Raw genomic sequence first — 13,101 nt, 5'->3', positions numbered from 1 at the left:
AAACCCGCCGGTGCGGGTTGTTTGCTAACTGAAAAATGCTCTTTTTCCGAACTAGATGGCTGGGCAAACCTCAGCCTGCTGAGGTTTAGCGCTTGCCTTTGGGGAACTGTTCGATACCAGCCCAACCGTAGAAAACCAGCTCGTCGTTCTGAACTCGGCAGCGGTCTACTCGCAGTTGAGTGCCTTCTAAGGCAAATTTGTCTAAGTCTAGCAAGTTATTTACGTGGGCAATTATAGCTTGGCCCAAGTCTACTGCTTGCTCGTCACCGCCGTAAGTAACGCTGACAAATTGGATTTTGCGTCTGTCTTCTACTTGCAATTGAGCAGTAATATCTATTTTGACCGGTTCGCTGGCATCGCCTACGGTAATTTCGGACTGAAGCCGAATTGATTTGTCAGTTCCGAAGCTGACTTCAGTGTTTTGAAAGTGCAGAGATTGCTCTTGGTACTTCAGCTTCTGGAGTTTTTCAACTACAAAAGGTGTATTGAATGAGGTGGTTAAATCCGATCGACTTAAGACTACTCGCATATTTGCCTGGGTAGGCTGCCGCAATTTCACTTGACCTGCAAAAATCGCTCCAAAATCAATGGAGAGTGCTTGCAGGTAGAGTTCCATCACTTCTATGCGAAGGCCGTTGTACATCAACATACCTTTGCCAACGAAGTCGAAACCGTCGATGCTTCCCTGCAAGAGTTTGGCTACTGGTTCGACTCGGATGTTGGCCTCGGCCTTTTCAGAACGCTTGAATAAGGCTGCGATCGCAGCTCCTGCTACTTTACTAACAAGGCGATCGCCACTTTGACCTTGAAAGGATGTACCGCTAAACAAAGCTGCTACCATTTATTCGTTTGCTCATCTACAGTCGCCATTATAACCTCATATTAAGAAATGTAAAAATCGCTTGTGCTTATTCACCTCATAAGCAGATCTTGTTTTTTGTCTGTCTTCAAAACAACATTGTTGAAATTTAAACGCTCAGGGGGGTGCCTTGGAGACAGGCGCGATCGAGCAAAGCTCCATCCCAAAGGGTTTTTTCCATCATGGCGCAAAGCAAATTAGCTCCCGTCAGGTTAGCGCCCCGCAGTACGGCTCCATTCAGGATCGCTTCTTCCAAGTCAGCTCCTGACAAATCAGCGCCGGACAAATTGGCATGGCTCAAATCGGCACCAAGCAAAATTGCCCTAGCCAAAGCAGCGCCCCGCAAATCTGCGCCGCGAAAATCGACACCGCTCAAATCCAAATTGCCGATGGATGCCGCCGTCAAAAAAGCACCCCCAAAACTTGCGTCGCGGACTAAAGCGTTAGCGAAGGAAGCGCCCCGCAAATCGGCATTGCGAAAATCTGCGCCTCGCAAGTCAGCGCCGCTCAAGTCAGCGCCGCGGAGGTTGGCTCGCAATACTGCCCGCTGCAAGTTAGCGCCGGCGAGATTAGCTCCACTCAAGTTGGCTTGAGACAAGTTAGCACCCGCGAGATCCGCTCCCGCTAAGTCTTTGCCGGCTAAATCAGTGCCGACCAACATCAAAATTTTGCCTTTGCGTATGGCTTCGAGGTCATTAGTCATTAGTCAGTTGTCAGTTGTTGGTTGTCAGTTGTTGGTTAACAGTCAACAGTCAACAGTCAACAGTCAACAGTCAACAGTCAACAGTCAACAGTCGAGTTATTTTATAATGCCGGAGCGGCCGAGGTCGTTCGATCGCCCTCCTCCAACCACACGTTAGGCAGTTGGCTCGGGCGAGTTGGTAACTCCATCAAACCCATTTCTGTCAGTCTGACGACGTTGCTGAGAGTTTCCAGCAAAGCCGGATCGAAGCGAGTGCCCGACAGTTCGCGGCACTCTTCCAAAGCTTCGCTCAAACTCAAAGCCGGACGATCGCCACGCGGTTGAGTCAGTTCTTGAAAATAAGCGACCAACCCCAAAATCCGCGAAGTCATCGGTATCGCTTCGGCTCGCAAACCCTCTGGCCTGCCGCTGCCGTCCCAATATTCGAGTTTATGCTTGACAATTTCCGCTACGGGTGCTAATTCCGGCATTGCTTGCAGCAGTTGGGAACCAATGAAACTGCGATCACGCCAAAACGAGAAAGTTGCTTCGTCAAAAGCATCGGGAGTGCGATCGAACACCTCATTCGGGGCCGAAACTAAGCCGACTCGAAATAGCAATCCAGCCAGCCGCAGCCTCCGCAACTGCAAAGCCGGCAAATCCAGCATTTGACCCAAAGTTTCCGACAAAGCCGCCACCTGCAAAGACGCTGTAGGATTTGAGGTATCGCGTTCGTCCACGCGCTGGGCCATTCGCAGAAAAGCTTGAAGTTTGTTAGCGTTCAAATTGCGGCTGACGCGCAAAGCTTGACCTTCCAATTCCCACAACTCGCGGGTTTGGCGGTTAATTGCTACCATTTGCTGCTGAGAACTTTGCAGGTAAGTGACTATCCGCGATACCACGCCACTAATGTCTGCCAAGGGCGGGCCTTTGGTAGCCAGGATTTCGTGGTACATTTCCAGCAAACTGTCGGCCAAGGGAGAGTTGTAATATCGCGTCTGTTCTATAAAAATTTCCGCAGCAGCCGACACCAAAGACTGGTCGAACGACCACAAACCGTAGAACTTTCGTTCTGTATCTACTTCAGGCTTGCCCTCGGGCAAGTATTCCTGGTCTGAAAGTTCGCGACAAAGCACCATTGCTTTGTATGTCGGGGCGAGGATGATTAAATTCCATTCTTGGATTATGGGGTCGTTCTCATCGAGATTTATTAAAGATACATTTTCTAATTGCCCGGTTTTGTGGGTAGCGAAACCGCTGTCGGCTACTGCACCTATGACAACGCGCCGAGAGGCATTAGCAATATCTAGGTAGCGATCGGCTTCCTGTAAATACCATTTACCCTGCTGAAACGTCACCAAAACTAAGGGTTGGAGTTCGCTCTTGTCCCCGCCACTGGTTTGCAAAATGTGGTCTTCTAGGGCGTGACATAGGGCTACTAGGGTGTTTTTGAAGTATACCCCGTAGCTAGAAGGCAGTTTTCCGTCGGGAAGTGTAGCTTGTAGTCTAGCGAGAGTTGATTCTGAATTCATTGCAAAAAGCGGTGCCGGCTCTTACTTATTGTAGCGGGCGATCGAACTTCTCGAAAAGACTTTTGGCAAAAATCCGAGTTTTTGATTTTTCACCGCTTCGCAACCGAGTCAATGTAGAGTGCGCCGAAGAGTACCTGATTAATTTTAGTAATTTTCTGAAAACCCTCTGTCTTTGGCTGAGTTTTTTTTCAGACGATAAACCTGCCGGGAGGAAGACGGTAAATAACTTAGGTATTAACTACTATTTTTTAAACAAGATTATTAGGAATTCTGAGCGTGCTTCAACAAAATAGAAGTTTAGGGGAACAGGCGATCGACAAAGTGGCCGAGATTGCTATTGCTAGCAAATTAGACGAATCCGAAACTTTGTCTGTGACAGTTAACACCGATCCGATTCAGCTCGCGCAGGGTTCAGTAGAGGCCGTTGCCGTGGAGGGCAAAGGATTGGTAATGCAACAAGATTTGCGCGTGAAAGAATTGCAAATCCACGTCAAGGATATTGCTGTAAATCCCCTCACCGCTATGTTTGGCAAAATTGAACTGAACGGGCCTGCCTTCGGTGGCGCGCGCGCAGTTTTAACAGAAAGCGATATCAACCGCGCTTTTAATTCCGAATACATCAGCAGGAAACTGAAAAACTTAAAAATTACTGTTGAGGGGCAACAGCAGACAATAGACGTTAAAACTATTGAGTGCCAATTGCTAGCCGGAAAAATAGCTTTAAATGCTGAGGTATTGGTGCGGGAAACTGCCTCAACAGAAAAAATTTATTTTACAGCAAAACCTCAGATCGCAGCGGACGGTTGGGCAATTTCTCTTCAGGATGTCGAGTATCCTGAAAACAAGGAATTTTCGCCGGAGTTAACTGAAGCTTTGGCGGACAAAGCTGGTGAAGTTTTAAACTTGCGAAATTTTGAAATTGAGGGAATGTCCCTGCGGGTTCAGCAGCTAAATGTGGAAGCTGGTTTGCTGACTTTGCAAGCTGAAGCGAAAGTAGAACAATTCCCTAATTAGGAGGTTCTAGGGTGTGTCAGAAACAAAAAAGCTCTTCAATTCCAGCAACTATTGGAACTGAGGCACCCTACCATTATGCTTTGCTTTGGAAAAAACTCCGCAGTTTATGAAATCCCTCTAAAGTTATAAAAGAGTCGATAGCAACCCGCACCAAAATATCACCGCCGTTAGAGGCAGGCATGGGGAGTTTACTTTTACTCTTAACAAGTGGTAGTAAAAAATCGGAAAAATTTTGTGAAGACTGTAACTGCTTTTTTTAAAAGACTACGTATCGGTCAATTTTTGACTGTATTGATGGCAGGTGTGCTGCTGTTTACCAGCACCGCTTGCAATTCTGGCGATGTTCGAGGTGCTCGGCCTGACAATCCTCCCGTTCAAGCTGGAGGAATGAATAATCCTCACAAGGGTGGCGGTGATGGATACACGAATTATAAAACATCCACCGATCCTAAAGTAAATCAGTCGCCTGCTCAAGCAGAAAAGAATCGGGCTGATTTGTCGCTCGTGGGCGATCGTCTCCTGGCCTCGACTACCGCTGAATCTAATTCCTCAAAACTGCTTTATCCTGGTTCTGCACCGATGGAAACTGACAAGTTCGACCTCGAACTCGGCGGAGATAAAACTCTGTTAGAAGCGCCAGACGGACAGCCGGCTAAGGCTCAACCCGTATTCGACCGCAGCGATCCCGATGCCAATATTTTAGAGAGAGTAGGCGCAGCATTTAAGGATGCTTCTGGTTTCCTAAAAGATAGCGCTGAAGATGCCAAGGAAAGTTCCGTTACGAAACTCAATCCGCTGCAAAAATAAGCTAGCAGAACCAAAAACTATGTAGGGGCTGTCTGAAATTAGCCCCTCCATAAATAATATAATTTCTTGAAACCAGATAAACGCTTGTAGAGCTGCTACCTGCTCTACAAAATTTACACTTTTTATGCTTTTTTGATAGGATGCAGAGCAATATGTTTTACATTTTCGGGGATTTCGGCGGCGAATTCCCAACAGTATTTCTGGTAAATTTCAATCATGTTGAATAAATCTCAAACATATTGAGCAACATGCACTATTTTATGATAAATTAAACTGACTGGGTTGTTAATTTCGTGAGCGACTCCAGCGACTAACTGTGCTAAACTCGACATTTGTTCGGAGTGAATTAGCTGACAATGCCAACGAAAGTTCCGTTACAAAACTTAAATTTTAAAATTATTTTACAGTTCAATAAAAAAACCCAAACACTTTTAGGCGTAAAGAAGGATTGTAATGATGGATAAAATACCCGATCGCTCCCACATGATTGGAAAGCTTTTTATAAAATGACCGAGTTTTTATTACAATAGCGAGAGTTCATTGGCATCAGGGTGGTATTGAATCTTTCTATATCAGAAGTTTTGCCCTGATCTCTCCCGACACATTGGTGTCGCTTGCGAGGGAAAACTTTTTCCTATCGCCCTCCACGATGAGATTGCTGAGTTCATCAGTCAGATTTCAATTGAGCTACAGCTAGGAGATGGTATCGTACTATATACCGATGGTATTCCCGAAGCAAAAGACATTCACAAAAAACAATATGGCGTGGAGCCGATGTGTGAAGTCTTGAGCAAAAACTGGCATTTATCGCCACAAGTAATCAAGCAAGCGGTGATTGACGATGTGCGGCGACATATCGGCCATCAAAAAGTGTTTGATGACATCACATTTTTGGTTTTGAAGCGGAGGGAATTAGGTCTAGAAAAAAAGTAAAGTCACAGCCTCCAGTCACCGCATTGCTTTAGAGCGATCGCAAATACGTCAAAACAATAAACTGATGACAGGAAACGGGAAAAGGGTTGGCGGGGCGATCGCCTTAGCAATCAAATTTACGAAGAGGTGGTGAGATATCTCAAACGCAGCCCCCCAAAAGAGGTTTAATTTCCAGAGAACTCCAAAGCTGTAGTCAACTTCTAAATTTCTATGATTAAATCTATCTAATGATATATTGCATCAATGTAAAGAAAGCGATCGATCGTGGGATGAGCGCTCCCTTTATTGACATTAGTGCTTTCGGTCAATTAAAACTATTCACTCAAAGCCTTTCTACATAGCGTAAGGCGCGCCAAGGCGCACCCTACCGGATCGATTTGCCAGGGTAATTCCTATTCCTCTCAAAGCTTTTTCCGAGCTAAAACAGCTTTATTCTATTTTTTCTTTGACTCAGAAACATCAGCAATCAAATCGTCTTTATCAACTTTGGGTACAAAATCAGGGCGTTCTTTGGATTCCCAACCGGGGGGGCGCTTGGAGTTATACCAGGCGATCGAGCCGATCGTAACTGCAGCAACAAAGCCAACACCAAGAACTGCTATTGGAGCGGTCAAGCTGACACTTGATTCCGGCACTGGCTGCTGCATGAGCAGCTCAATCATTACTCGCTTGATGGGTGCAACAACAACTGCTATGGGAGTGGTCAAGCTGATATCTATCATTAGGCTAAATCCTTATCTACTCTACTTTTACATTATTTTAAGTGCTAAGGACGTTTGGTTGATATATCTGAAGGCTGAAAAATTGGCAGAATTGCGGTCATAATGTTTAGAGCTTGAAAATAGGAGAGCTGGTTTTATGCCGTTGGGGACAATAGCATTGCTGTTGGCTGCTAGTTTCAGCTTGGGTGCTTTACCGCTAACGGGATGGGCAGTGCGAGTGTTTAGCCGCCGAGATTTGAGGGCCCTGGGTACGGGGAATGTGGGCGTGTCTGCTGCTTTCATTCACGGGGGGAAATTAGCGGGAATTGCTGCGGTGTTGGCGGAAATAGCCAGGGGTATTTTGCCGGTTTTGGCGGGGCGATTTTGCTTCCCGGATGCACCTGCGATCGCGATCGCCCTGTTAATTCCTCTAGTTGCGGGCAGATATGTGATCGCCCGAGGTGGAGGCGTGACCAACGCGGTTTGGGGTCTTTTGGTATTTTCGCCGCCGGTGGCTGTATCGTCGGGCCTTTGGGGGCTGCTGGTGTGGGGTTTGGCACAGCGGTGGTGGGGTGAGGGCGATCGGGCGAGACTCTTTGCTTCCCGTTGCGGGTGTCTGTGTACCCCAATCTGGGTTTGGGTGTGGCGACAATCAATGCCCGAATTTTTAGCAGCAGCAGGATTAGCCTTTTTACTCTTCACAATTAGTCTTCGTCAGGGTGATGATATGGCTTTATCTAAATCAGACCAATTGTTTTCTCTTGATGACTCGTTAGATTCTGCAATCTGTGGCGATAAAGCAGCTAAATTGTCTCAACTCAAACGAGCCGGGTTTAATGTACCCTCTGGTTGGATATTATCACAAAAAGCGGGCATCGGGCATCGGGCATCGGGCATCGGGCATCGAGGAAATAGTGATGAATTGTCAATTCCCAATGCTTTCATTCAAAATCTAAAATCCAAAATCCAAAATCGCATAATTGTCCGTTCTTCTGCTGCGGGAGAAGATGGCGATACCAGTTCCGCCGCCGGACAATATCAAACTATTGGCCCTGTTTTCACTGAAGCAGAATTGCTCGATGCAATTAATCGCTGTCGCCAGTCTTATTGGACTTCCGAAGCTGTGGCTTACCGCCGACAGCGACAATTGCCCGACACCCAAATGGCTGTATTAATTCAGCCTTATATTGACAGCGAATTTGCGGGAGTCATGTTCAGTCGCAATCCTTTAGATGGTGGTTCCCAGGTAATTATAGAAGCTTTACCGGGAGGAGCCGAAGCTGTTGTCGGCGGACAATGTACTCCGGTTCATTTAGAAATAGATTTTAGTCAAGCTGAATCATTAGAAAAAAAATTAACTGAACTTCAAAGTAATTCAATTATTGCTCAATCGATTTTAGCAGAATTGGTGAAACAAGCCCAAGCAATTGAAGCATTTTTTCACGGAATCCCGCAGGATATTGAGTGGAGTTGGGACGGTGAAAAAGTTTGGATTTTGCAAAGCCGCCCAATTACTAATTTGCAGCCTTTTTGGACGCGCACTATTGCAGCGGAAGTGATTCCCGGTGCAATTCGCCCCCTAACTTGGTCGATTAACCGGCCCCTGACTTGCGGGGTTTGGGGAGAGATTTTTCAGGTGGTTTTGGGCGATCGCGCGATCGGCTTAAACTTTAATGAAACGGCAACTTTGCTGGGTTCTCACGCCTATTTTAATGCGACTTTGTTGGGCGAAATTTTTCGGATGATGGGATTGCCGGAGCAGGGTTTGGAATTTTTGCTCAGAGGGCAAAAGATGGGCAAGCCGCCTTTGGGGAAGATTTTGCCGAATTTGCCTGGTTTGTGGCGTCTGGTGCAGCGGGAGAGGGCGCTCAATGCAGAATTTAAGGGCGATCGTACTTCTATTTTCCTCCCCGCACTCCAAAGCCTGGAGAAAAAAGAGGGAAGTTCGGCAACGGATTTAACGGAATTGTTGGAGAGAGCGGAGCAAATTCAGGAGTGGCTGAAACCGATTACTTACTACAATATATTAGGGCCGATCGGGCTGGCTATTCGCAAGGCAATTTTTCGCGTTTCCGATGAATGGCTCGACAATGACAGCGCTCCTGAAATTGCTTCTGTACGAGCTTTGCAGCAGTTGGCTCATAAATTGCGGCAAGCTGCTGTTTCGCAGCATGACGAAACTGTTTCAGTCGCAAATTTAGCACAGACATTTGCAGAAACTCCGGCTTTACAAGAAGACTTTGAAAAGTGGCTTGATGTTTACGGATATTTGAGCGAGGTGGGAACGGATATTGCTGTTCCTACTTGGCGAGAACAGCCGGAAATTTACCAAAAACTGCTAATAACTATGGCTCAAAAAGCGGAAACTAATTTAGTCGAAAAGCGGAAATTAGGCTTGACTTTTGGGCAGAAGTGGCGACTAGATAAATGTCAGGCAAGAGCGATCGTCAAAAACGAAATTAGCGAAATTTACGCGCGGTTGTTGGCTCACCTGCGTTGGACTTTTTTGGAGATTGAAGCTTGCGGATTGGCAATGCAGGTGTTTCAGGAAAGCGGGGATATTTTTTATCTGGAATTTGAGGAAATTCAGCAGTGGATTCGCAGCGGTGCGAGTGTTTCGTTTAAGGATACAATTAGGGAAAGGCGCGATCGCCTGCTAGCCGATCGCGATCGCCCGATTCCCCCCGTGGTCTACGGCAATTTGCTGCCAAATTCTCAGACAAGGGCGATCGAACTGGCAACATCGGAAACTAATATCATCCAGGGAATTCCAGCAAGTATTGGTCGTGTCGAAGGCTTTGTCAAGATTTGCCGCACCGCCAGCACGGATTTAGGAGAAAATGCGATCGCAGTAGTCCCTTACACTGATGCAGGTTGGGCACCGCTGCTGTTAGGAGCAACAGCAATTATCGCCGAAGTTGGCGGCCAACTATCTCACGGAGCAATAATCGCTCGCGAGTACAAAATTCCCGCAGTTATGAATATTTCTGAAGCTACCACTCGCTTGCGAGACGGTCAAAAAGTCCGAGTAGATGGGTATCTCGGCACTGTAGAACTGCTCGAATAAACGGAAAGAAAAAGGTAAAAACTTGTTTGTAGGTAGGGAGACGGCAGTGCCGTCTCCCTACAGCTTCATAAACGTGGAATCTGCTGTATCTCCAAGTCCTAGTTTCTTAGACTAAGAAATTCTCGACAACATAGTTCCCCACATTTCTACCCACACTTAAACCATTTACGTTAGCACTCATGAAATGAATGCCTCCGTAAAGGCGACTCATGCCCGATTCGTCGGCCGCTTCGCTGAAGTTTTGAAAGGTTCGCAAAGTGTTGACAGTCCTGTCTCCCCTATCTGCAAAGCCAAAATCTGAACCCAATACAGAGGTCATAACTGCATCTGCTGCACCGCTAAAGGTACTGTGGCCCGACGTGTACTCAGGGAACGGCGGAGTAGTGATCAGCGGAGTCCATAGGGGGTCGGCTGTCGTGTTCGGATTGTTGTCTGTGTCTGCTTGGCGAATAGCTGTCACCGGCCGCCACAAGTTGTACTCATACTTGGCATCCCAGCAGCTAATAGCTGCATCGGCAAGGGCAAAATTTAGCAGGGCGAACAAGCGGGCGCTATCTTCTAAGGATTGGCCGGTGAGAGTCGCGGTTTCTTCGGCGATTTGGTTCCAGTGGCCCGGAGGCGTAAACGTCCCAGCGCCGTTGGCCCAGAATTTGGCGATGGCTGTTTGGTCTGGGGTGCGCGTGAGGCTGTCACTTTTGCCGATTTCTTTGACGTAGTTAACTTCCTCTGCGTACTTGGCGCTGTCAAGGGCGGGCGGGCCGGCCGGGCGGAACTGAGAACCGCTAGTCATGGCAAAGGGAGTAACTTCTGCCCACTGTGGTGCCAGCGCCGCGGCAAGGGCGGGGGGAGTCGGTACCCAACTGCCAAGGTCGGTTTTGGGGGTGTACTGCACTACTTTCGTGATGCCGTCTGTACTCCGCGAACTGATAATTTGGTCGGCAACTTGCTGTCCGAGGGCAATCCCGTCTTGTTTGGCTTTGCCGTCGGTAATTTTGGCTAGAGACGATGCGTATGCTTCGTCAAATGTGGCTGCTTGCGCTGGGTAGAGGTTGACTAAGACGCGGTGGGCGGCCGCGGCGGTGGCTGCTTCTGCTGATGTACCTGCGGGTGGGTCTATTTCCACGAGGTAAGGGGTGTATTTTTTGCTGATTGAGTTAACAGCATCGTAAATGGCTGCGTGAACCATTGCCATGTTGCGGGAGGCGAGGGGAGGCGCAGTGTTGCCTGTCCGCACTGCATTCAGCATGACTCCGTTCCACTCGATGACAGGGTTTGCCGATAGCTGATTTGTGAATTGGTCGCGGCTGATTGTACTGCTGTTGACTCCCGGCAAGACTGCTAAATACTCGCCCGTGAGTTTGTCTTGAATTACGGTGCTGTTGCTGTTGACTCCGGTGCCTTGCTGGATGTTTAAAGCTTCAAAGGTGAGGCCGTCTAGCAATCGAATTTTGTCATTGCCGTTGCCGAAGTCGGCGATGTAGTCGGCGGCAGCTACAGTTGGGCCGCCGCTGCCTTTAGCAATGGCAAAGATATCATCGCCTGTGCCGCCGCTCACGGTATCGCTACCTACGCCCGCATAGATGAGATCGTTGCCGGAATCGCCACTAATTAGATCGCTGCCTTTGCCCCCCCAGAGGATGTCGTCGTCTGCACCACCAACAATCGTATCGTTGCCTTGGTCGCCGCAGATTTTGTCTTTGCCTACATCGCCTTCGAGATAGTCGTCTCCGCTGTTGGCATAAATTATGTCGTTGCCCTCCAAGGCGTTAAATCTGTCTGGTTGGGTGGTTCCTTCAAGATAGTCAAATTTAGGACTAGGGGTGAGGGATGCCATGTTTATTTATTGGATATTTTGATTAAAGCGCAAAGGTTCGTACCATCTGTAGATGCTTAGGTGTGTTTACCCCTTATTTAATAATATTAAACTTTCTGGTTGAGACGTAAACGCCACAACCAAGCTTTATTTAATATTTAACGGGCTTTTTATGAATTTTTGCGCTTTGAATATGCGTAAATATACAGACATTAAAACTGACTAAGATACTGCAAGGTTGCTAATTTTTCACAAAAAAACAGTTTTTTTTATATTTAGAGCAAGATACTTTTTACCAGCATAAAAGGCGCGGATTGTGTAACCGACTAAGTATATATTTATTAAGCACTCCTCAAAGCTGCGATCGGGTCGAGTTTGGCGGCTTGGCGGGCGGGGACAACGCCGAAGAACAGGCCGACTGCACCGGATACGCTGACAGCAAGGGCGATCGCCACGGGTGATATTCCAGCTTGCAAGGGCGTGAAATTACCTACAAGCAAGATACCACCGACACCTACGCAAGTACCGACTATCCCTCCGGCAGCGGATAAAATCACAGCTTCGACAATAAATTGAAATAAGATATCTTGTTGAGATGCGCCGATCGCCTTTCTGAGTCCAATTTCCTGAGTGCGTTCGCTAACGGATACCAGCATAATGTTCATAATGCCAATGCCACCGACTAATAGGGAAATGCTGGCAACAGCAGTTAACATCAGAGTCAAAGCGCCGGAAATGGCCCCCATTCTTGCCATTAAATCCTTCTGATTTCTGACAGTAAAGTCATCTTCGGTAGTAATTTTGTGCCGCAGTCTCAGCAGGTTTTCCACCTGAAATTGCGCCGCATCCATTTGCGATTCATCTTTAATAGAAATATACATCGACGTGACAGCTAAACCGTAGGGAGATTTCCGCCCGACAATGCGGTTTGCCATTGTGGCGATCGGCACAGCGGCGGAATTATCAAAATTCGTACCAAAAGATGTGCCTTTGGGCGCCAATACTCCAATTACTTTGAGGCTGACATTTTGGATACGCACCTGTTCGCCCAAGGGATTTGTATTGCCAAAAAGTTTCTCCGCTAATTCTGAACCGAGAACTACAACTTGATTACTTTGCTTAACATCTAGTTCGGTCAGAAACCGCCCTTTTGCCATTTCAAAGCTTCTGACTTCTAAAAATTCTGGAATCGTACCAAAAATTAGGGCCGAAACATTTTTGTTGCTGTAGCGAACAATCTCTGAACTGTTAAGTTCTGCTGACACGCCTTGAACGGATGGGACTTGAGTTGCGATCGCCTTTGCGTCTGGCAGTACGAGAGTTTGAGGCGCACTTGAGATGGTACTTCGCCTAGCGTTCGGTACTCCCGGCCTCACGATTAATACGTTTGTACCCAGGGATTGAACTTGTCCTGCTACAAATTTTTGAGCTCCTTCTCCAATTCCAATCATGGCAATTACTGAGGCGTTGCCGACAATCATGCCAATCATTGTTAAACTGCTGCGAGTTTTGTTTGCTAGCAGTGTTTGACCTGCCATTTTGACGCTTTCAATAAAATTCATATTTTCTTTAAATGAACAAGAAGGAAGAAGAAAAACAGGCCAATGTCATGGTTTGCTGTGCGTCCAAATCCCAGGTGATTGGGATTGCGACGCACAGCAAACCATGACACACTTAATAATGAATTACTACA

At 47.3% G+C, this 13,101-nt stretch carries 10 protein-coding genes; 4 read left to right on the top strand and 6 right to left on the bottom strand.

The window, feature by feature from the left end; genetic code table 11:
• Window positions 1-85: 85 nt before the first annotated feature.
• The 3 genes from QUA25_RS03920 to QUA25_RS03910 all read right to left on the bottom strand — a co-directional run bounded on the left by QUA25_RS03920 (window position 86) and on the right by QUA25_RS03910 (window position 3,073).
• On the bottom strand, window positions 86-841 hold the full coding sequence (locus QUA25_RS03920) for a DUF2993 domain-containing protein (RefSeq protein ID WP_333035730.1): 756 nt from the start codon (window positions 839-841) through the stop codon (window positions 86-88).
• Window positions 842-968: 127 nt separating this feature from the next.
• A complete protein-coding gene (locus QUA25_RS03915) occupies window positions 969-1,562 on the bottom strand; it encodes a pentapeptide repeat-containing protein (RefSeq protein ID WP_333035729.1) in 594 nt (197 codons plus the stop codon).
• A gap of 101 nt (window positions 1,563-1,663) precedes the next feature.
• Complete coding sequence (locus QUA25_RS03910; RefSeq protein WP_333035728.1) at window positions 1,664-3,073, bottom strand: HD domain-containing phosphohydrolase; 1,410 nt, start codon at window positions 3,071-3,073, stop codon at window positions 1,664-1,666.
• Between the two features lie 276 nt (window positions 3,074-3,349).
• Between QUA25_RS03910 and QUA25_RS03905 the strand changes: the two genes are divergently transcribed.
• The 3 genes from QUA25_RS03905 to QUA25_RS03895 all read left to right on the top strand — a co-directional run bounded on the left by QUA25_RS03905 (window position 3,350) and on the right by QUA25_RS03895 (window position 5,827).
• Window positions 3,350-4,087: a DUF2993 domain-containing protein gene (locus QUA25_RS03905; RefSeq protein WP_333035726.1), complete on the top strand. Its 738-nt coding sequence runs from the start codon at window positions 3,350-3,352 to the stop codon at window positions 4,085-4,087.
• A 234-nt stretch (window positions 4,088-4,321) separates the two neighbouring features.
• Window positions 4,322-4,894 carry a DUF6658 family protein gene (locus QUA25_RS03900; protein WP_333035725.1) on the top strand — a complete coding sequence of 191 codons (573 nt, stop codon included), beginning with the start codon at window positions 4,322-4,324 and terminating at the stop codon, window positions 4,892-4,894.
• 561 nt (window positions 4,895-5,455) lie between these two features.
• A complete protein-coding gene (locus QUA25_RS03895; RefSeq protein WP_333035760.1) occupies window positions 5,456-5,827 on the top strand; it encodes a SpoIIE family protein phosphatase in 372 nt (123 codons plus the stop codon).
• Window positions 5,828-6,261: 434 nt separating this feature from the next.
• Here QUA25_RS03895 and psb35 read toward each other — a convergent pair whose 3' ends face one another.
• Window positions 6,262-6,474 carry a photosystem II assembly protein Psb35 gene (gene psb35 / locus QUA25_RS03890; RefSeq protein WP_333035758.1) on the bottom strand — a complete coding sequence of 71 codons (213 nt, stop codon included), beginning with the start codon at window positions 6,472-6,474 and terminating at the stop codon, window positions 6,262-6,264.
• 211 nt (window positions 6,475-6,685) lie between these two features.
• On the opposite strand from psb35, the gene QUA25_RS03885 reads away from it, so the two are divergent.
• On the top strand, window positions 6,686-9,595 hold the full coding sequence (locus QUA25_RS03885; protein ID WP_333035724.1) for a glycerol-3-phosphate acyltransferase: 2,910 nt from the start codon (window positions 6,686-6,688) through the stop codon (window positions 9,593-9,595).
• A 106-nt stretch (window positions 9,596-9,701) separates the two neighbouring features.
• Here the strand turns inward: QUA25_RS03885 and QUA25_RS03880 are convergent, their stop codons facing one another.
• Both QUA25_RS03880 and QUA25_RS03875 read right to left on the bottom strand, forming a co-directional pair.
• The gene (locus tag QUA25_RS03880) at window positions 9,702-11,429 is read right to left on the bottom strand and encodes a phosphatase PAP2 family protein (RefSeq protein ID WP_333035723.1); all 1,728 of its coding nucleotides are present in this window, start codon (window positions 11,427-11,429) and stop codon (window positions 9,702-9,704) included.
• A 320-nt stretch (window positions 11,430-11,749) separates the two neighbouring features.
• A complete protein-coding gene (locus QUA25_RS03875) occupies window positions 11,750-12,970 on the bottom strand; it encodes an ABC transporter permease (protein ID WP_333035721.1) in 1,221 nt (406 codons plus the stop codon).
• Window positions 12,971-13,101: the final 131 nt, after the last annotated feature.

Source organism: Microcoleus sp. Pol17C6 (assembly GCF_036701145.1).
In the GTDB taxonomy this organism is placed as follows: Bacteria; Cyanobacteriota; Cyanobacteriia; order Cyanobacteriales; family Microcoleaceae; genus Microcoleus.
This window is presented reverse-complemented; position numbering and strand designations above follow the sequence as displayed.